Raw genomic sequence first — 20,243 nt, 5'->3', positions numbered from 1 at the left:
GCAACACCGATCCGGTCTGCCGACCGGGCACAACAATAAGAACAGGTGAACCCTTATGCCTAGCGAACATACCGGCGTGCAGCCGGCTGGCTCTTCGGTCGACTTTGAAAAAGTCGGCTCCGACTATTTCCAACAACGCGAACTGAAAAAAGGCGCGGCAGGCTGGGTCCTGCTGGTGGGCCTGGGTGTGGCCTACGTCATCTCCGGCGACTATGCCGGCTGGAACTTCGGCCTGGCCCAGGGCGGCTGGGGCGGCATGTTCCTCGCCACCTTGCTGATGGCCACCATGTACCTGTGCATGTGCTTTTCCCTGGCCGAACTGTCCTCGATGATCCCCACCGCCGGCGGCGGCTACGGTTTTGCCCGCAGCGCCTTCGGCCCCTGGGGCGGCTTTCTCACCGGGACCGCGATCCTCATCGAATACGCCATTGCCCCGGCGGCGATCGCGGTGTTTATCGGCGCCTATTGCCAGTCGCTGTTCGGCATCGGCGGCTGGATGATCTACCTGGCGTTCTACATCGTGTTCATCGCCATCCACATCTTCGGGGTCGGCGAGGCGCTGAAGCTGATGTTCATCATCACCGCCGTCGCCGCCCTGGCCCTGGGCGTGTTCCTGGTGGCGATGGTGCCGCACTTCTCCGTCGCCAACCTGCTGGATATCCCGGTCACCGAGGCCGTGGGCGCCAGCAGCTTCCTGCCGTTCGGTTATGTCGGCGTGTGGGCGGCGATTCCCTACGCCATCTGGTTCTTCCTGGCGGTCGAAGGCGTGCCGCTGGCCGCGGAAGAAACCAAGAACCCCAAACGCGACCTGCCCCGCGGCCTGATCGGCGCCATGCTGGTGCTGCTGAGCTTCGCCCTGCTGATCCTGGTGATCGGCCCGGGCGGCGCGGGGGCCAACGCCTTGCTGACCTCGGGTAACCCGCTGGTGGAAGCCCTGGCCAAGGCCTACGGCGGTTCGACCTGGATGGGCAGCTTCGTCAACCTGGTGGGCCTGGCCGGCTTGATCGCCAGCTTCTTCTCGATCATCTACGCCTACTCCCGGCAGATTTTCGCCCTGTCCCGCGCCGGCTACCTGCCGCGCAAGCTGTCGGAAACCAACAAGAGCAAGGCGCCGGTCCTGGCGCTGGTGATCCCCGGGATCATCGGTTTCGGCCTGTCGCTGACCGGCCAGGGCGACCTGCTGATCCTGGTGGCGGTGTTCGGCGCGACCATCTCCTACGTGCTGATGATGGCCGCGCACATCACCCTGCGCATCCGTCGCCCCAAAATGGATCGTCCGTACCGCACCCCGGGCGGTATCTTCACCTCCGGCGTGGCCCTGGTACTGGCCTGCATCGCCGTGGTGGCGGGCTTCCTGGTGGATCCGCGGGTGGTCATTGGCGCCGCGATCATCTATGGAGTATTAATTGCTTACTTTGCTTTCTACAGTCGGCATCACTTGGTAGCAGGCACGCCCGAAGAAGAATTCGCGGCCATTCAGAAAGCTGAAGAAGCCTTGCACTAACCGCCGAAAACCTCGACGCAGGGTTGGTTCCCTGCGTCGTCACGGAGAACCTGTATGGCAAGTTTCGCCCACACCGTCGGCGCCCAGACCTACCGCTTCGACAGCCTCAAGGACGTCATGGCCAAGGCCAGCCCGGCACGCTCCGGGGACTTCCTGGCCGGCGTCGCCGCCCTCAACGACGGCGAGCGGGTCGCCGCGCAAATGACCCTGGCGGACATTCCGCTCAAGCATTTCCTCGAAGAAGCACTGATTCCCTACGAAACCGATGAAGTCACCCGGTTGATCATCGACACCCACGACAAGGCCGCCTTCGCCACCGTCAGCCACCTCACGGTCGGCGGTTTCCGCGACTGGCTGCTCAGCGACGCCGCCGACGAACAGAGCCTGCGTGCCCTGGCCCCCGGGCTGACCCCGGAAATGGCCGCCGCCGTGTCGAAGATCATGCGTGTCCAGGACCTGGTGCTGGTGGCGCAGAAGATCCGCGTGGTCACCCGGTTCCGCGGCACCCTGGGCCTGCGCGGACGCCTATCGACGCGCCTGCAACCCAACCACCCGACCGACGAACCGGCCGGCATCGCCGCGAGCATTCTCGACGGCCTGCTCTACGGCAACGGCGACGCCATGATCGGCATCAACCCGGCCACCGACAGCATCGCCTCGATCTGCGCCCTGCTGGAAATGCTCGACGCGATCATCCAGCGTTATGAAATCCCCACCCAGGCCTGCGTGCTGACCCACGTCACCACCTCCATCGAGGCGATCAACCGTGGCGTGCCGCTGGACCTGGTGTTCCAGTCGATCGCCGGCACCGAGGCGGCCAACGCCAGTTTCGGCATCAACCTCAATGTCTTGCAGGAAGGCTACGAGGCTGGCCTGAGCCTCAAGCGCGGCACCCTGGGGCAGAACCTGATGTATTTCGAAACCGGCCAGGGCAGCGCACTGTCGGCCAACGCGCACTTCGGCGTCGACCAGCAGACCTGCGAAACCCGCGCCTATGCGGTGGCCCGGCACTTCAAGCCGTTCCTGGTGAACACCGTGGTCGGCTTCATCGGCCCGGAGTACCTGTACAACGGCAAGCAGATCATCCGCGCCGGCCTGGAAGACCACTTCTGCGGCAAGCTGCTGGGCGTGCCCATGGGTTGCGACATCTGCTACACCAACCACGCCGAAGCCGACCAGGACGACATGGACACCCTGCTGACCCTGCTGGGCGTAGCCGGGATCAACTTCATCATGGGCATCCCCGGCTCCGACGACATCATGCTCAATTACCAGACCACCTCCTTTCACGACGCGCTCTACGCCCGCCAGACCCTGGGCCTGAAACCGGCGCCGGAGTTCGAGCAGTGGCTGGCAAAAACCGGCATCTTCACCCAGCCCGACGGCAAGGTGCAGTTCGGCCACAACCTGCCGCCGGCCTTCCGCCAGGCGCTGGCGCAGCTTCAGTAAGGACAGGCTTATGGACAAACACCCGACCGACAGCCAGAACCCCTGGCTGGAGCTGCGCCGCCTGACCCCGGCGCGCATCGCCCTGGGCCGCACCGGCACCAGCCTGCCCACCGGCGCCCAGCTGGACTTCCAGTTCGCCCACGCCCAGGCCCGCGATGCGGTGCACCTGCCCTTCGACCATGCCGGGTTGAGCAGCCAACTGGCCGAACGCGGTCGCGACAGCCTGCTGCTGCACAGCGCCGCCAGCAATCGCCACAGCTACCTGCAACGCCCGGACCTGGGGCGCAAGCTCAGCGACGCGTCGGCCCAGGCCCTGCGCGAGCACGCCTGCGCCAACCCGGGCGGGGTGGATCTGGCGGTGGTGGTAGCAGACGGTCTGTCGGCACTGGCAGTGCATCGCCATACCCTGCCGTTTCTCGCCCGTTTTGAAGAGCAGACCGAGGCCGAAGGCTGGTCGCTGTCACCGGTCATCCTGGTGGAACAGGGCCGGGTGGCGGTGGCCGACGAAATCGGCGAGCTGCTCGGCGCGAAAATGACCGTGATCCTGATCGGCGAACGCCCGGGGCTCAGCTCACCGGACAGCCTGGGGCTGTATTTCACCTACAACCCGAAGGTCGGGCTCACCGATGCCTATCGCAACTGCATCTCCAACGTGCGCCTGGAAGGCCTGAGCTACGGTATGGCGGCCCACCGTTTGCTGTACCTGATGCGCGAGGCCTGCAGGCGGCAGCTCTCGGGGGTCAACCTGAAAGACGAGGCCCAGGTGAACACCCTGGACAGCGACGCGCCCGACACCCTCAAGGGCAATTTCCTGCTGGGGCCTGCAAAGCCGTGACTTTTCGAGACGATTGCGCTTTTTCCACGCTTTAGGCAGCATCGAAACACGGCTGCCCGAGTAATGAACCGTTTGCCGTCGTATCCATTCGAAGTTGAGGACAACTCATGCGGATTACTCAAGCGACCCTCGAACACCTGGATCTGTTGACCCCCCTGTTCGTCAAATACCGCGAGTTCTATGGCGCCCTGCCTTTTCCGGACTCGTCCCGGGCCTTCCTGGAAAAGCGTCTGCGCCGCAAGGAGTCGGTGATCTACCTGGCCCTGCCCGACGATGACGACAAGAAACTCCTCGGTTTCTGCCAGCTCTACCCCAGCTTCTCCTCCCTGTCCCTCAAGCGCGTATGGATCCTCAACGACATCTATGTCGCCGAAGACGCTCGCCGCCAGCTGGTGGCCGACAACCTGATCCGCACCGCGAAGAAAATGGCCAAGGACACCCATGCCGTGCGCATGCGTGTTTCCACCAGCAGTGATAACGAAGTGGCGCAGAAAACCTATGAATCCATCGGTTTTCGCGAAGATACCGAGTTCAAGAACTACATATTGCCGATCAGCGACGACTAAGCCCCCATCTGGAACACCCCCATCCCCCCCTTCGACAGCGCCCGCCAAGACGCTGTCGAAGGCCATGCTCTTTCGCCTCTGGCCAGTCAGCGCCGCCAAGACACTCCCCGCTACAAACTCAACGCCCATTTCACCTATCAGGTCTTATAATGCCGACCTTTTCGGGGCGTAAGATGAATCTGCGCCAGCTGTAAGTTTTTGCCCCAGTCATTGCACAGACCCGCCGAGTCGGGCCGTCACCACAGGTGCCCTAATGGATTTCAACCCGATCGACCTCATCCTCCATCTCGACGTTTACCTCGACATGTTGGTGACCAACTACGGGCCATGGATCTACGCCATCCTGTTCCTGGTGATTTTCTGTGAAACCGGCCTGGTGGTGACGCCGTTCCTGCCTGGCGACTCCCTGCTGTTCATCGCCGGCGCGGTCGCCGCCGGTGGCGCCATGGACCCGGTGCTGCTCGGCGGCCTGCTGATGCTGGCGGCGATCCTCGGCGACAGCACCAACTACATCATCGGCCGAACGGTGGGCGAGCGTTTGTTCAGCAACCCGAACTCGAAGATCTTCCGCCGCGACTACCTGCAAAAGACCCACGATTTCTACGACCGCCACGGCGGCAAAACCGTGACCCTGGCGCGTTTCCTGCCGATCATCCGCACCTTCGCCCCGTTCGTCGCCGGCGTGGCCAAGATGCCTTACCCGCGTTTCTTCGCCTTCAGCGTGGCCGGCACCATCCTCTGGGTCGGCGGCCTGGTGACCCTCGGCTACTTCTTCGGCAACGTACCGTTCATCAAGAAAAACCTGTCGCTGCTGGTGGTGGGCATCATCCTGCTGTCGCTGGTGCCGATGATCATCGGCGTGGTGCGCAGCCGCCTGGGCCGCTCGGCAGCAAAGGCCGAAAGCCACTGATCGGTATGTGGCCCCTCAGCACCTGGCGCCGCCGGCGTCGGCTGGCCAAGCACCCGATTGCCGATGAAATGTGGCAACGGGTGCGCCAGCACCTGCCCTTTCTCGATGGCCTGAGCGCTGCCGAGGACCAATGGCTGCGGGAAACCAGCGTCCTGTTTCTCGCCGACAAGCACCTGAGCGCCCTGCCCGGGGTCGAGCTGCACCAGTTCGAGCGCCTGCTGCTGGCCGCCCAGGCCCAGTTGCCGCTGCTGCACCTGGGGGATTTGTACTGGTACCAGGGCTTTCACGAAATCGTCCTCTACCCCGACGACTTCCTCAGCCCCCAGCGCCATCGCGATGCCAGCGGTGTCGAACATGAATGGGACGGCGAACACAGCGGCGAAGCCTGGCAACAGGGGCCGATCATCCTGGCCTGGCCCGGCGTGCTCGCCAGCGGCGGCTGGGAAGCCTACAACCTGGTGATCCACGAGCTGGCGCACAAGCTGGACATGCTCAACGGCGATGCCAACGGCCTGCCGCCGCTGCACAGCGACATGCGCATCAGCGACTGGGCGCAGGTGATGCAGGCGGCCTACGACGACCTCAATCGCCAGCTCGACCACAACCCGGACGCCGAAACCGCCATCGATCCTTACGCCGCGGAAAACCCCGCGGAATTCTTCGCCGTCACCAGCGAATACTTCTTCAGTGCCCCGGACCTGCTCCATGAGGCCTATCCGAAGGTCTACGAGCAACTGCAGCTGTTTTACCGGCAGAATCCCCTGGCCCGGCTCCAGCAACTGCAGGCCAGCGACCCGCACTACCAGCAACACTGAGGTGTCCACCAGAGCCAGTCTGCTGGCGAAATAATCGCCGGCCCTGACGAGTGCCGCTGAACTAAACGCGCCGCAGCGACTCTTCTTTTCGCAAGCAATCGAGCGTCGCGAGCCGCTCCTGCGCAGGGTTTTCGGCGTTTGGCCCAAGGCGTCCATACGTCCTTCGGTACGTGGCATAGCCCTTGGAATATGCCTATAATCGCCGCCACTTTTTGGTCAATCCGGCCAAGACATTTTGGTCAACTAACGGGGGCATCGCCCAATGAGCTACAGCAAGATTCCGGCTGGCAAAGACCTGCCGAACGACATCTACGTCGCAATCGAGATTCCGGCCAACCACGCGCCGATCAAATACGAAATCGACAAAGACAGCGATTGCCTGTTCGTTGACCGTTTCATGGCCACCCCGATGTTCTACCCGGCCAACTACGGCTACATCCCGAACACCCTGGCCGACGACGGTGACCCCCTCGACGTACTGGTAGTCACTCCTTACCCGGTTGCTCCAGGCTCGGTGATCCGCGCCCGTCCGGTCGGCATCCTGAACATGACCGACGACGGCGGCGGCGATGCCAAAGTCATCGCTGTTCCTCACGACAAGCTGTCCCAGCTGTATGTCGACGTGAAGGAATACACCGACCTGCCAGCACTGCTGATTCAGCAGATCGAGCACTTCTTCGCGAACTACAAGGATCTCGAAAAAGGCAAGTGGGTGAAGATCGAAGGCTGGGACGGCGCAGACGCCGCCCGCGCCGCGATCACGAAGTCGGTTGCCGCCTACAAAGGCTAAAAAGCAGCTGCACGCTTGCAGCGACAAGCCTCAAGAAAAAGCCCCGGTCATCCGGGGCTTTTTTATGGTTCTTCACGGAATTCCGGGAAACACAGAAACAAGAACGCCGATTTGATTGATGATGTTCGTGCGAGCAAACACATCTAAAAAACCGGCGTTCTTATGCACGATATTAATACTTTCCTTCCTTTTTGGGAGGGCTTTTCTGTCGTCACGATCAAGCCTGATGGCGATGCCCTACAGATCGATCTGACGCCCCACACCACCCGATTCCCTTCCTGTGGTGGATGCCAAAAGCCCTGCTCAACCACTCACGAGTATTGCGAGCGAGTCGTTCGTGATTTGCCCATTCTCGGCCGTGCAGTGCGCCTCAGCGTTTTGCTCAGACGTGTTGGCTGTCGTGACTGCGGCAAACGCATGGAGACTGTCAGTTGGCTGGATCGCTATGCCCGTATGACGCGCCGCTTGGCCGATGCGGTGATTCAAGCCTGCGAGCGCCTTCCCACGTTACACGTGGCTCAACTGTTTGGGTTGCATTGGGACACCGTTCGGCTGCTAGAGCGTCGCGCCTTGCAAACGGCATTGAGCGATCTGCCGAAGGCGCAACCACGGCGTCTGGTGATGGACGAGTTCGCTCTGTTCAAGGGCCATCGTTACGCCAGTGTGGTGCTGGATGCGGATACACGACGAGTGCTGTGGATCGGCGAAGGCCGCAGCCGTGCGGCGGTCAGGCCGTTCTTCGAAGAGTTGGGGCCAGAGGGTTGCGCTCGAATCGAAGCGGTGGCGATGGACATGAACACCGCCTTTGACCTGGAGGTTCGCCGGCACTGCCCCAAAGCGCGCGTGGTCTACGACCTCTTCCATGTGGTGGCCAAATATGGCCGAGAGGTGATTGATCGGGTCCGCGTTGACGAGGCTAATCGGCTACGCCACGACAAGCCTGCTCGTAAGGTCATCAAGCAAGCGCGATGGCTACTGCTACGCAATCCACAGAATCTGAAAACGCCGGAACAACAGGTTCACTTGCAGGATTTACTGGCGGCCAACCAGGCGTTGATGACGGTCTACTTGATGAAGGCTGAACTCAAAACGCTCTGGACGCCGAATACCGCTTGGAGCTGGAGATCGGCCTGGAAGCAATGGTTGCGCCATGCTCATGAAAGCGAAATACCGGCACTGATCCAGTTCGCCAAACGGCTAAAGAGTTACTGGCGGGGCATCGTCAGCCGCGTTCGCTGGCCGATGCACACCGGTCAGCTGGAAGGAATAAACAATCGCATAAAGGTCATCAAACGAATGGCGTACGGTTACCGGGATAGCGAATTCTTTTTCATGAAGATCAAGAGCGTCTTTCCCGGTATTCCGTGAAGAACCTTTTTTATGCCTGCCGAATATTGCCCCTCCCTCAGACGCCAAACACCTGGGTTTTCTACCCGCCAACAGCTCTTCGCGCTGGGAATTCTCCTCGAATATCAGTATGCTGCGCCCCACCTTTGCGCATCGACCTGTTCAACCGGTCAGATCCGCCCGACGCGGCAGATGATTTTCTCGCCAAGTCCCACAGCCAGCCGCAAGAGCTGGGTGTACGTTTTGCAGGCTGGTGCGGTTTACCAAAAATGAACCAAGCCAGTCCCCGAGAAGCCGGCCACAAGCCGGCTTTTTAATGCCTGGAATTTGCCCTCCCCTGCGAACGGCCCTCAGCGCCCGGAGCGGCAGTTCCTGCGAGCCGTTGACCGTCAATGGCTGAGCATCTGCAACGGGGCGCTGCGGGTAATCGACTCTATGCGCTGCGCGCCAAGCCCGAACTCCTTGAACCATTGCCGGCTCAGGTCCAGCCATGGGCGAATGTCCGGCTGGCTGGTCTGGCCCAGGTCCGAGCTGTAGACCACCCGTGGCAACTCGCGCAATACCTCGCCGAAATCCTCCTTGCTCTGGTAGCCCAGCAAGTAGGTCAGCGCGGTCTGCTCGATGTAGAGCGAAGGCAGGCTCTTGAGCTCAAGAAGGTCGGCCGCACTCAGCCCGGTCAGCGGATTGGCCGGCTGGTTGAGCATCAACCGCGGCACCTGCAGCCGATCCGCCGCCTCTACCAGCAAAAGCACCTCCTCGCGATTGGCATGGCCGGTGGAGATCACCACCGGGTAATCCCGGCTCATCCGCAACACATCCAGGGTGGCGCGGTTCAATCGCTGGCGGTCATCGCTGACGGTCAGCGGCTTCACGGGGCGCTGGCCAAGGATCGGGTGACTCAATTCCCGAGCCAGCCGGCTGGTATGCGAGCGCCCCGTCACGGTGGGCAAATGCACGATAAAACGCAGGTCGGCGGCGCCATGCTGGCACAGCGAGCGTTCGACCACCCGCCAGTCGATACCGCCGGCAATCTCGTTGAGCACGATCGAACCGGACACCGGCAGCCCTTGCTGGCGGGCCTCCCAGGCCTGGGCCGCGGTACAGCCCAGGTGGTTCTTGAGCACCACCCAGCCGTCCTGCGCCTGATACTCGCTACCGGCCCGCAGCGCGCTGTGACGCCGCAGATAAGCATCAGGGCCGGCATGGTAATGGACATCGATGAAGCGTGCCCGGGCGGGCTCGGTTACCGCTGTCGACGCGCTCATGCATGGGCCTCCAGGTCGATCCCCAGATGGCTGCGCACGCTGGCGCGCACCCGCGCCAGGTCATCCAGCAGCGGACGCATGCCCGCACCGGGAACGCCCACCGCCAGATGCTGCGCGGACGCCTGGAAACTGACATTGGTCGCCCTGACCAGCTGCGAACTCTCGCCGAAGATGCTCAACAAGCGCCCCGGCCAGGCCGAGACCTGCGGCTCCACATTGAGTTCGTTCAACAGGCGGAACCCCTGGTTCAGGCGCCGCCCGGCCTGCTCGTCGGCCGTCGCCGCTGACGCCGGCTGGCGCGCCGCCGGTTTCGCCCGGGCCGGCAACACCCATTGATCGAGCAGCATCAGGGCGGTATCGACATCCCCGGCGCTGGCCAGGTCGGCCATCGCCCCCAGGCGCCGGTCGAGGATCTTGTCGGCCCGGGTCGGCGAGGAAATCAGTAGCGCCTGCGCCGCCTGCCGGCCCACAGCGGTCGCCAGCAGCCCCTGGACCACCGCACCGCCCAGGGCGGACCCGGCGATCAGGGCGATCGGCCCCAACGGTTCGAGCACCCCGGCCCAGCGCTGGGTGAAGTCGGTGAACGGCTCATCGTCGTCGGTCAGCAGCGAGAGCGTGTCGAAGATGACCACCCGATAGCCTTTATCGACCAGCGACTGGGTCAGGGGGGCAAAAAACTGGCCTTCGTCCCAGGTGGGCATGACCGGCGACATCACCACCACCAGTTCCGGGCCCAGGCCAAACTGCACATGTACGGGAGCATTGCTGTTCATATCGATTCCTTTGGGCAAGAACACAGGACGTGCGACTCAGGCGAACCGTCGGCCGGCAACACGCAGCGCCTGCTCCGCGCCCCGCACGGTCTGCTCGACGATGGTGGCGGCGGGCAGGACATCGTTGATCAGGTCGGCGACTTCACCGGTCCAGATGGCGCGCACGTCGGTGTTGTCTTCGCGCAGCGCTTGCGCGTAGTCCTCGGCCACGCTGGCCGGTGCCCGCACCAGTTCCTGTTCGAACCCCACCCAGCGCGCGGTGAAGTCGTTGGCCAGGGCCCGACCGCTGTACTGCTCGGGCCATTCGATACCGCGCACCAGATCGAACGCACGGGTGCGCACCAGGTCGCCAGCGGTGGCCTGGAGCAGGCACTGCTTGACCTTGGCGGACGGCAGCGCTTCGTCGCTGGCCAGGAAACGCGTGCCCAGCATGGCCCCGTCAGCCCCCAGCAAAAGTGCCGCGGCCAGCCCCCGGCCATCGGCGATGCCGCCGGCGGCGATCAGTACCGCATCCTCGCCCACCGCATCGCGCACGGCCGGCAGCAAAGGCAAGGAGGCTCGCCGCAAGCTATGCCCGCCGGCTTCGGCGCCCTGCACGATCAAGGCATCGGCCCCGGCATCCAGCGCGGCCAGCGCCTGATCGACGTCATGCACCTGAACGATGGCCAGCGCGCCGCTGTCCTTGATCGGGGCAATAAAGGGCCGGGCATCGCCAAACGACAAGGCGACCACGTCGGGCCCATAGGACAGGGCCAGGTCCAGCAGTTCGAAGCGCTTGGCCACGGTGAACATCACCAGGCCGACGCCCCAGGGTTCCTCGACATCGCTCATCAGCGCCAGCTCGGTTTTCATCCAGTCCGGATCGCCATAGCTGGCCCCGACCAGGCCAAGCCCGCCGGCCCGGGAAACCGCGGCGGCGAGTCGCCCGCCAGCAGCACCGCCCATGGGCGCCAGCACCACCGGATGGCTGATGTTCAACAGTCGGGTCAGCGCGGAATCAAAATTGCTCACGGTGTATCTCCTTGATGTACCGATAAAAGTCGCTGAACGACGGGCCCGCGACACCCAGCATGGGCGGGCCCGCCTTCCCCTCAGGCGAGTGCCGCGGCCACCGGGGCAGTGGCGGCCGGGATGTAGTCGTTGACCTTGTAGAGGTGGAACTCCCAGGTGCCGGTTTCCTTCAGCCGGGAATAACGCGACATGAACTGCTCATCGGAGAACAGAGAGTCGAACTCCTCCTTGCTGCTCCATTGCGCCTGATTGATCACGGTCTTGCCGTCGATACTCTTGAACAGGCGGCTCCACTGGAACGACGGATAGTTCTGCGCCACATAACCCACGGCCGAGCGCAGTACATCGAGGGCGGCGTCCTGCTGCCCCTCGAATACATGTACGACGTTGACCAGGAAAATCGCATCGCTCTCATCGGCGGTAGGTGCATCGAATGCAGTCAGGTTGCTCATGTTGCCTCCAGGAAAAAACAGAATGGTCGGGGCCAGATCAGTGAATCAGCTCGCAGGACTGGGCCGGCTTGCCGTCCTGCCAGAGCAGGGGCGAAATGCGCTCGTTGACGCGCGACTTCTCGACCCGTCCGACAATCACCTCGTGGGTGGCGTAGGACAGCCGCGCATCGACGCTGCAGAACAGCGTCGCCTGGGCATCCGACAGATACGGCAGGTCGTCGGCAGACTCCCATTGGCCATGTTCGAAGCGCGCACTGCCCTTGAGCTGGCCGGCGAAGATGCCGACCAGCCGGCTTTGCGTGGCATCGAGCAGGTTCACGCTGAAACGCTGGTTGGCCAGCAGTGGCTGGTACAGGCTGGCCGTGCGGTTGATGCAGATCAGCAGCGACGGCGGTTCGGTGCACAGCGAGCTGACCGCCGTGGCGACCATGCCGCTGCGCGTGCCATCGACGCCGGTGGCGATGATGGAAACCGTGCTGGTCAGGCGCCGCATGGCGCGCTTGAAGTCCTCGGCCAGCGCCTGCTCGGAGGGCTCGACGGCCAGCGCCAAAGCGCTGCGGGCACTCATGCGACCGCTCCGATGATGACCCTGGAGCTGTTATGGGGCTGGCGCAGGCCGGCCTCTTCCATGCGTGGCAGGACGTCCTGGAGAAACTCGTCGAGGCCGCTCTTGTAGTCGAGCCAGGTCAGGCAGATGCCATCGATGCCCAGGTCGCTGTAGCGCTGGAACTGCTCGGTGATCATTTCCGCGGTCCCGACCAGGGGCACCCCGGCGAACCCGGCCTTGAAGTGGAAGCGGAAGCGCTCGGCGTCCTCGGTGTTGGCGAACATGCCGCTCTGGATGCCGATCTCCGAAGTGACGTTATCCAGGGCGACTTCATCGCCGTGCTGATTGACGTAGTAGTCGAGGTACTTCTCGGCTTCTTCCAGGGTGTCCTTCTGCACCACGTAGGAGTAGACCCAGATCTGGATCTCGCGGCCGAATTCCAGGCGAGCCAGGTCGCGGTAGGCCTTGATCTGCGCGCGAATGGTGTCGTCGTCATCCTCGTGCTTGAGGATCAGGAACGCCGCGTCGCAATGCTCGGCGCAGAACCTGCGGCCGCGCTCGGAACCCCCGGCATTCATCAGGAACGGCTGGTTCAGCGGCTTGGGCTGGGCAAAGCCCTGGGCGATATTGAAGAAGTCGCCCTTGTGGTCGAAGTTGCCCGGTTCGTTCCAGGCCAGCCGGGCGATTTTCAGCCACTCGTCGGCGTGGTCGTAGCGCCGGTCATGCTCCAGCTGCACCCCGCCGTTGAACATGCCCATCTCCTTGCCGTACCAGCCGCAGATCATGTTCAGGCCGAAGCGACCGCCGCTGATATGGTCGATGGTCGCGGCCTGCTTGGCAGCGAACAGCGGATGCACGGTCGACAGGTGCGAGGTGGTGAACAGCGCGATCTGTTCGGTCACCGACGCCAGCCCCGCCGCCCAGGTATAGGTTTCGAACGACACCCCCATCGGATCGCTGGCACCGCCCCAGCCGCGCCAGCGGCCCACCGGCAGCAGCAGTTCCAGGCCGGCCTTGTCGGCTTTCCTGGCGACTTCCAGGTTGCCGCTCCAGTCAGAGGCGTCCAGGCGCTCCGGGACCGTGGTCAGGGTGCAGCCACCCTCGATATTGAGGGCGAAGACCCCCAGCTTGATTTTGTTGGTGCTGCTGCGCATCGGGTTGGTCTTGATCTTTGCCGGATGATTCGAAGTCATTACTGCTCTCCTTGATCGAGGAACGTGACGCGTCGTTTCGCATCACGCCTGTGCATCGCACGCAGGTTGCCGCTCAGGCGGCGCTCGGGGTTTTCGCCTCGGCCGCGAGCCATGGCTGGTCATAGCGGTGCAGGCGGCGCGCCTCCGCCAGCGACAGGCCCTGGCTGACCGACGCGATGATGTCGCGCTCGGTCTTTTCCACGGCAATGGCGCGCTTGATGACCTCTTCGGCCTTGTCGATGGGGATTACCAGGCAACCGCTGGCATCGCCGACGATCAGATCGCCGGGATGGATGGTCACGCCGCTGACCTCGACCGCCACCTGGGTCGCCTTGAGCTGCACGCGGTTCTTGCCCGACTGCATGAACCGCCCGCGGCTGAACAGCGGGTAATTGAGGCGGGTCACGGTGTCGATATCCCGCGCGACCCCGTCGATCAAGGTGCCGCGCACGTTCCGCTGCACTGCCACGTGGGTCAGGATGTCGCCCCAGACCGTGGCGTCCAGCCGCCCGGCGTTGCTGGAAACCACCACCGAGCCAGGCGGCACCTCATCGATGTAGTTGGCGGCGTTCTTGAAGCCATCGTTCTGGTTGACCGGCTCGTAGAGCACGGTAAAGGCGAAGCCGCTGCACCGGGTGCCGGGCACTTGCTGGATGATGCCCAGCAACCCGGCGTCGATGCCGAGGCTGTCGAGGGCATCGCTCAGCGAGGCGGTATCCAGCGCGGCGCATTGTTCCAGCAGGGAGGCGCGTTGTTGCTCCGAGAGTGAAGAGGTGCTCATGCATGACTCCTTGCGGGCAAAGCCCGAGCGTTTTCGGTATTCGGGATGAGTTGGCGAAGGTTGGCCACGCTCCGTCGGATGATGGCCGCGGCGCATTGCCCGGTGGTCGCCTGGCCGCCACTGTCGTAGGTCTGGCAGTCGTGCCTGACCACCTGCGTCACCGCCTGCTCGATGGCCTGGGCCTGGGCGTGGTAACCCAGGTGTTCGAGCAGCAGGGCCAGGGACAGGAACATCGCGCTGGGGTTGGCCTTGTCCTGGCCGACATGGGCCGGGGCACTGCCATGCACCGGCTCGAAGTAGGCCCCGGCGTCGCCGATGTTCGCGCTGGGGGCGAACCCCAGCCCGCCCATGACCCCGGCCCCGAGGTCGGAAAGGATGTCGCCGAACATGTTCTCCGCGACGATCACTCCAAAGCGCTCCGGACGACGGATCATCCACAGCGCCACGGCGTCGACGTTGTCGATGTTGTAGGCGATATCCGGGTAGTGCGCGGCCACCTCCTCGAGGATCCCCCTGGCGAACGCACCGCTGTAGCGCAGCACATTGGGCTTGTCCGCCAGGGTCACGCGCTGGTAGTCATGCTGGCGGGCGTATTCGAAGGCGAAGCGGAACAGCCGGGTCAGGCCGGCCCGGGTCTGCAGCCGCACCGTCATGGTCGCGTCCTCGGCGCTATCGCGGCTCCACGGCGCCCCGGCCAGCTCCCGTGCCTTGAGCAACGGCTCGAACTCGGCGGGGATCGAGGCAAAGTCGAGACCGGCGTAAAGCCCCTCGGTGTTCTCGCGGATCACCGTGAAACGGAACCGCCCCTCACCGAGTACATCGGTGACCGGCCGCACGTTGGCATACAGGCTCAGGCGCTGGCGTAGCTGGATCACCGGCGAGACGTACACCCGCGAGGTGTTGCGCAGGGCCTCGGGCAATTCCTTCTCGGCTTCCTGCAGGGCCTTGCTGGTGATGGCGCCGAGCAGCGTGGCGTCGGCCGCGGCGATCTTCGCCCAGGTCTCGGCCGGGACCGGATCCCCGCCGGTGCGCCAGCACTCCCAGCCGATCTGGCCGAAGTCCAGGTCGATGGGCAGCTCCAGGGCATCGAAGATCGGCAGTATGGCCTCGACGACTTCACTGCCGATGCCGTCCCCGGGCAGCACGCAGACTCGATGACGCGTCGGTTTGCCCGACTGCGCCGATTGCTGGAGTGCGCTCATCACATTTTTCCTTCGGCGGACAGATGAGCCGGGAAGCTGGACCGGGAAATCACCAGCGGCCGTACCGCGTGCCGCTGGATCAGGTCCTGCTCGTGCATCGCCCGGAGCGCCTGGAATGTCGAGCTGATCTGCAGCCGGGACATGGTGTCCTCCAGCCGCTGCTGAACATCGAAAGGCAAGTTGTAGGCACCCAGCATCACATCCATGAGCGGGGTCGGCAGGCTGCTCAATGGAACGCTCTGCGCGGTGTATTCGGACAACTGCAGGGCCTTGACCAAGTCGTAGCCATTGGCACTTCCGACCCGTTCCAGATAGGCGATAAACATGCCCAGGTGCAAGTTGCCCGCGCCCTTGCCCATGCCGCAAATCGAAGTGTCGATATATTCGGCACCGGCCTCGACGGCCGCGATGGAGTTGGAAAGCGCCAGGGAAAGATTATTGTGCGCGTGGAACCCCAGGGGCACATGGACTCTTCTGGATATCCGACTGACTAGCCGTTCGACATCATCCGGAATCATATTGCCATTAGAGTCGGCGAAATAAATGACATCGGCCCCGGCGCCTTCCGCGCGCAATGCCATATCCGTCACGGTTCCCGGTGTTTGCGTGGTGATATGGGTGATATTGGCGCTGGCCTGAAAGTTGAACGACTTGGCCAACTCGATAGTTGCCACGCCTTGTTCAAGTTGCTCGGCACGCAAACACACCCGGATCATTCCGACGCCATGTTCGGCGAGCATTTCAAAGTCTTCGCCCGTCACATTACGCGGATGCACCATGACACACAGCCCTAGTTGACCGCGCGCGGCACGACGCAGCGATTCAATATATTCAGGGCTGACCGAACTGCTCAGTCCGTGTTCTTTCTTGCGTATGAAAGAACCGTTGCAATAACCGATCTCGGCATGCCCAACCCCCACGTCGACAAGGTGTCCGACGGCATTGGCGGCATAATCGGTGGTGAACTCGAAGTTGTTACGATAACCACCATCACGGAGCGTTACATCAATAATCTTTACGTTATTCATGATCCCAATTCCTTCTGTGAGCTCGCTATAAAACTCTGGAAGCGCACGCAAGTACGTCCCGGGTTTCGTTAGTAGTAACGTGACCGTAATGCAGGATTATTCCCAAACGCTTTTTACAGGCATGAGTCGAGGGCCAGAGAGGCCAAGAGCAGAACTTGATAAATGTTTTTTCAACATCAGAGCTTCGACGGCCAGCGAATCAATATCGTTGGACAATCGAATTCTTCGCTGTTTTTTTTATTATGGTTTCAGACCGCAACCGGAGAAGCGTGTGCCGTATCCGGGTGGGGGACTTTTGAAAACCCTGGCATGGGTTTTCAACCGTCGGGGGAGCAAGCATGTTTCTTGTTATGGGGCTGATACTGAAATCTGCCCGCTTGTTTGTAAACTCCCCGTATTTACCCTGGGGGGTTAAAAAATTCACCTTGTGTTAACACCAGACTGAACTACGCCCCCCTGTAAAAACGCTTTTAAAAGAATTGCTCAGTTGGAAAGCAGCTGACCAGGAAGTCCATTAACGAACGAATGGGTGCCTCTTTGCGCAAATCCTCATGAACCACTAGCCAGATATCGATCATCAAGTCCGCATAATGAAACTGCGCCTTTGCCAATTCGGGGTCTTTCAGGCCATAGAAGTTGGGCAGCAAGGCAATGCCGATGCCGGCGCGGGCCGCCGAGGCCTGGACTTCGAGACTTCTGGCGCGCAGCACCACCGGGCGCTCCCCGGCAACCTCGCGCAACCACATCTGTTGCCGGGAGTGCTCCATGCTGTCGTCATAGACGATGTATTCGTACTGCTCGCTGGTGTGCTCCGCCAGGTAGCTCTGGCTGCCGTACAGGCCAAAAGACACCGTCCCTATCTTGCGCGCCACCAGGTCCATCTGGGTCGGCCGGCACAGGCGGATCATCAGGTCCGGCTCGGGATTGCACAGCGTGCCGATATCGTCCTGCATCAACAGGCTGACATTGATCGACGGGTGTTCACGGCGCAGGCGCCCCAGGTGCGGGGCGATGAATTCCGAGGTCAGCAACGGCGGCGCGCTGACCGCGAGATCGGCGACCATCTCGGTCTGCACGGAGAGCGCCACCTTGGAAATCGCCTTGGCGTCCTTCTGCATCCGCCCGGCGATTTCCGCGATGCGGTGGCCGAACGGCGTGATCTCGTAGTTGCGTTTGCGCCGGTCGACCAGCTTGAGGTTCAGCGACGATTCCAGCGCCGCTATCCGTCGCGCCACCGTGGCATGCTCGACGCCCAGCTCGCGTGCCGCGCTGCTGAGCGACTGGGTGCGGGCGAAGGTGACGTAATGGCGAAGGTTTTCCCAGTCGAACATGCTGCTGTCGCGCGACTCCAGCCCCGTGGGCCAGTTGCAGGAGGGGTTGGACACAGTCAAGGGATTCATGAGGCCTCGATCGATTCTCAATGGAAAAACAACCCAGGCGGTCGACCCAAAGGCTTCCATCCTGGAGATCCTTGGTTGGGAACGTAAAGCCGATGCCAGCCGCGCACGGATGAAAAAACCCTCATCCGTGCGGGCCACCCTGCATCGTAGAACTCAGTCTGCCGCGACGGGCGCGCCTCCCTTGCGCGGTGCGGCACTGAAAAACAGGACTTTGACCACGATGACCATCAAGGCCAGCGCGGCGAACAGCAAACCACTGTAGAGAGTGCCCTGCAAGCCCAGGCGCGCCAGGAACCAGCCGCCAGTTGTCGACCCTATGGTCACGCCCAGATTGATGAACGAGATATAGATGCCGGTGGCGAACTCCGGGGCCTCCGGCGCTTCGGAGGTCAGCCAGATCTGCGTGACGATCAGCCCGCTGGTATGGGTCGCGCCCCAGATCACCACGATCACCAGCATGGTCAGCAGCGACGGGCCGGCGAACAGGTACAGCAAGCCGTAGGCGCCCGCCAGCAGGATCGGGTGCAGGATCGTCGTGCGGACCATGTTCTGGCCGATCAGCTTGCCGGCATACAGGTTGCCGGCAACGCCGCCGATACCGAAGACCACCAGCAGGATGCTGATCAGTTGCGCGCTCATCCCGGCTTCCCGGGCCAGGTACTCGGCCGAATAGCTGTACACGGAGAACATCGCGGCAAAGATCAGCGTCGAGGCGGTAATGTTCAGCCACAGCGGGAATTTGCGCAGGATGGCCAGTTGGTCGCCATAGGACACGGCCCGATTGCCGGGCGCGTCCGGCAGCCTGGCGATGATCCCCAGGCCGGCGATGCAGTTGACCAGGGCGCAGAACAGGAACGACGCCTCGTAGGAGAATTGCGCGGCGACCAGCGTCGTCAGCGGCACCCCCAGCACCATGCCCATGCTGGTGCCGACGAACGCCTTGGCCGCGGCACGGGTCGACTCTCCAGGCGGATAGAGCGAGGTGGCCGCGACGAAGGCCAGGGAAAAATACACCGGGTGAAACAGCGCCGGGATGATGCGCAGCACCATCAGCGATTCGAAGTTCGGCGCATAGGCCGACAACACGCTGGTGCCGGCAAAGACGAACAGCGCGAGGGTCAGGACCTTCTTGCGGTTGAAGCGCGACAGCAGCAACACCATGATCGGGCCGCAGGCCGCGATGATCAGCGCGAACAGCCCTACCAGCAGCCCCGCCTGCGAAGCACTGATGGCGAAGCGCTCGATGATCACCGGCAGGATCCCGACCACGCCGAACTCGATGGTGTAGACGCCGAACAGGCCCAGGGCCAGGAAGTAGATCGGATGGAGCATTTTCATGACACGGACTCCAGCGTGACCACCACCTTGCCGAACTGATCGCCGGCCTCCAGGTAGCGGTGGGCATCGACGATCTGCTCGAAGGCGAAGGTCCGGGCAATCACCGGGCGCAGCGTCCCCGCCTCCAGGCCGGCGATCACATAGGCCTTGCCGGCCTCGAGCAACTCAGGCCGGGAAGTGATCTCATGCAGCAGGTAGCCGCGCAGCGTCAGGCTCTTGCTCAGGACCTTGAACAGCGGGAAAGGCGACGGCTCGCTGCTCAAGGCGCCATACACCAGGATGATCCCGCCACGGGCCGCGGCATCGACCAGTTGCTCCAGGAACGGCCCGCCCACCGGATCGAAGATCACCCGGGCGCCCTGGCCCGAGGTAATCCGCTCGACCTGTCGATTGAAGTCCGCCTGCTCGCTGGTCAGCACATGCGCCGCGCCGGCCGCCAGCAACTGTTCGTGCTTGGCCGCGGTGCGGCTGACGGCGATCGGGATCGCCCCGACCTGGTTGGCAATCTGGATCGCCGCCAGGCCGACACTGCTCGAAGCGGCCGTGATCAGCACGAATTCCCCCGGCTGCAGGGCGGCAACCTGGATCAACGCGCCCCAGGCCGTGACGTACTGCATCCAGACCGCCGAAGCCTCGGCGAACGACAGGCTGGCGGGATGCTTGACCAGCATGGCGGCCGGCAGCACCGCGAGTTCGGCATAGGTGCCCCACTGCGCGATCGAGATCGGCGGGACAAGGCTGACGATATCGCCCACCGCGAACTCGCCGGCCCGGGCCCCGACGGCCTCGACGATGCCCGCCGCCTCATACCCCAGTCGGGAAGGAAACTCGGCCTGTTCCAGGTACTGGCCGGAACGGAACATCGACTCCGCCCGGTTCAGGCCGATCGCCTTGACGCTGATCCGTACCTCATCGGGTCCCGGAGCGGGAACCTCGATGTCATCGATCCTGAGTACTTCAGGACCACCGTATTGGCTAAAACGCACGACGCGTGTCATTGACTGTCCCCTTGTTTCATTGATTGCAGATGACTGTAG

At 62.9% G+C, this 20,243-nt stretch carries 20 protein-coding genes; 8 read left to right on the top strand and 12 right to left on the bottom strand.

Annotated features, from left to right (window positions below; genetic code table 11):
* Positions 1–55: 55 nt before the first annotated feature.
* The 8 genes from eat to NRG23_RS22995 all read left to right on the top strand — a co-directional run bounded on the left by eat (position 56) and on the right by NRG23_RS22995 (position 8,237).
* Positions 56–1,504 (top strand): ethanolamine permease, encoded by a 1,449-nt coding sequence (eat, locus tag NRG23_RS23030; protein WP_009051053.1) that lies wholly within the window; start codon positions 56–58, stop codon positions 1,502–1,504.
* A gap of 54 nt (positions 1,505–1,558) precedes the next feature.
* The gene (locus NRG23_RS23025; protein WP_009051054.1) at positions 1,559–2,953 is read left to right on the top strand and encodes an ethanolamine ammonia-lyase subunit EutB; all 1,395 of its coding nucleotides are present in this window, start codon (positions 1,559–1,561) and stop codon (positions 2,951–2,953) included.
* Between the two features lie 10 nt (positions 2,954–2,963).
* Positions 2,964–3,788 (top strand): ethanolamine ammonia-lyase subunit EutC, encoded by an 825-nt coding sequence (gene eutC, locus NRG23_RS23020; protein WP_257372285.1) that lies wholly within the window; start codon positions 2,964–2,966, stop codon positions 3,786–3,788.
* A 107-nt stretch (positions 3,789–3,895) separates the two neighbouring features.
* Positions 3,896–4,354, top strand: a complete 459-nt coding sequence (locus tag NRG23_RS23015; protein WP_009051056.1) for an N-acetyltransferase — start codon at positions 3,896–3,898, stop codon at positions 4,352–4,354.
* Positions 4,355–4,607: 253 nt separating this feature from the next.
* Positions 4,608–5,264 carry a DedA family protein gene (locus tag NRG23_RS23010; RefSeq protein ID WP_007924093.1) on the top strand — a complete coding sequence of 219 codons (657 nt, stop codon included), beginning with the start codon at positions 4,608–4,610 and terminating at the stop codon, positions 5,262–5,264.
* Positions 5,265–5,269: 5 nt separating this feature from the next.
* The gene (locus NRG23_RS23005) at positions 5,270–6,079 is read left to right on the top strand and encodes a zinc-dependent peptidase (RefSeq protein ID WP_257372281.1); all 810 of its coding nucleotides are present in this window, start codon (positions 5,270–5,272) and stop codon (positions 6,077–6,079) included.
* A 262-nt stretch (positions 6,080–6,341) separates the two neighbouring features.
* A complete protein-coding gene (gene ppa, locus NRG23_RS23000; RefSeq protein ID WP_007933577.1) occupies positions 6,342–6,869 on the top strand; it encodes an inorganic diphosphatase in 528 nt (175 codons plus the stop codon).
* A 162-nt stretch (positions 6,870–7,031) separates the two neighbouring features.
* Positions 7,032–8,237, top strand: coding sequence for an ISL3 family transposase (locus NRG23_RS22995; protein ID WP_009047489.1), 1,206 nt, complete (start codon positions 7,032–7,034; stop codon positions 8,235–8,237).
* Between the two features lie 368 nt (positions 8,238–8,605).
* Here NRG23_RS22995 and NRG23_RS22990 read toward each other — a convergent pair whose 3' ends face one another.
* The 12 genes from NRG23_RS22990 to NRG23_RS22935 all read right to left on the bottom strand — a co-directional run bounded on the left by NRG23_RS22990 (position 8,606) and on the right by NRG23_RS22935 (position 20,204).
* Positions 8,606–9,481, bottom strand: a complete 876-nt coding sequence (locus tag NRG23_RS22990) for a DUF6282 family protein (protein ID WP_028683480.1) — start codon at positions 9,479–9,481, stop codon at positions 8,606–8,608.
* Complete coding sequence (locus NRG23_RS22985; RefSeq protein WP_016702685.1) at positions 9,478–10,254, bottom strand: alpha/beta hydrolase; 777 nt, start codon at positions 10,252–10,254, stop codon at positions 9,478–9,480. The genes NRG23_RS22990 and NRG23_RS22985 overlap by 4 nt, the downstream gene beginning before the upstream one ends.
* Before the next feature lie 36 nt (positions 10,255–10,290).
* Entirely contained in the window at positions 10,291–11,265 is a 975-nt protein-coding gene (locus NRG23_RS22980; protein ID WP_038635524.1) for a nitronate monooxygenase family protein, read from the bottom strand.
* Between the two features lie 80 nt (positions 11,266–11,345).
* Positions 11,346–11,717: an antibiotic biosynthesis monooxygenase gene (locus NRG23_RS22975; RefSeq protein WP_009051061.1), complete on the bottom strand. Its 372-nt coding sequence runs from the start codon at positions 11,715–11,717 to the stop codon at positions 11,346–11,348.
* A 37-nt stretch (positions 11,718–11,754) separates the two neighbouring features.
* Entirely contained in the window at positions 11,755–12,285 is a 531-nt protein-coding gene (locus tag NRG23_RS22970; RefSeq protein ID WP_009051062.1) for a flavin reductase family protein, read from the bottom strand.
* The gene (locus NRG23_RS22965; RefSeq protein ID WP_009051063.1) at positions 12,282–13,457 is read right to left on the bottom strand and encodes an LLM class flavin-dependent oxidoreductase; all 1,176 of its coding nucleotides are present in this window, start codon (positions 13,455–13,457) and stop codon (positions 12,282–12,284) included. Before NRG23_RS22965 ends, NRG23_RS22970 begins: the two co-directional genes overlap by 4 nt.
* Before the next feature lie 73 nt (positions 13,458–13,530).
* Entirely contained in the window at positions 13,531–14,238 is a 708-nt protein-coding gene (locus tag NRG23_RS22960; RefSeq protein WP_009051064.1) for an RraA family protein, read from the bottom strand.
* A complete protein-coding gene (locus tag NRG23_RS22955) occupies positions 14,235–15,440 on the bottom strand; it encodes an isocitrate/isopropylmalate dehydrogenase family protein (RefSeq protein WP_016702682.1) in 1,206 nt (401 codons plus the stop codon). Before NRG23_RS22955 ends, NRG23_RS22960 begins: the two co-directional genes overlap by 4 nt.
* Positions 15,440–16,468: a nucleoid-structuring protein H-NS gene (locus tag NRG23_RS22950; protein WP_009051066.1), complete on the bottom strand. Its 1,029-nt coding sequence runs from the start codon at positions 16,466–16,468 to the stop codon at positions 15,440–15,442. Before NRG23_RS22950 ends, NRG23_RS22955 begins: the two co-directional genes overlap by 1 nt.
* A gap of 470 nt (positions 16,469–16,938) precedes the next feature.
* Positions 16,939–17,868: a LysR family transcriptional regulator gene (locus tag NRG23_RS22945; RefSeq protein WP_257372269.1), complete on the bottom strand. Its 930-nt coding sequence runs from the start codon at positions 17,866–17,868 to the stop codon at positions 16,939–16,941.
* 153 nt (positions 17,869–18,021) lie between these two features.
* Positions 18,022–19,206 carry an MFS transporter gene (locus NRG23_RS22940; RefSeq protein ID WP_009051068.1) on the bottom strand — a complete coding sequence of 395 codons (1,185 nt, stop codon included), beginning with the start codon at positions 19,204–19,206 and terminating at the stop codon, positions 18,022–18,024.
* Positions 19,203–20,204 carry a zinc-dependent alcohol dehydrogenase family protein gene (locus NRG23_RS22935; RefSeq protein WP_028683476.1) on the bottom strand — a complete coding sequence of 334 codons (1,002 nt, stop codon included), beginning with the start codon at positions 20,202–20,204 and terminating at the stop codon, positions 19,203–19,205. Before NRG23_RS22935 ends, NRG23_RS22940 begins: the two co-directional genes overlap by 4 nt.
* Positions 20,205–20,243 lie beyond the last annotated feature (39 nt).

The organism is Pseudomonas sp. T8 (assembly GCF_024610635.1).
Taxonomy (GTDB): domain Bacteria; phylum Pseudomonadota; class Gammaproteobacteria; order Pseudomonadales; family Pseudomonadaceae; genus Aquipseudomonas; species Aquipseudomonas chlororaphis_I.
The sequence above is the reverse complement of the archived record's forward strand: the minus strand, read 5'-3'. Positions and strand labels throughout refer to the sequence as shown.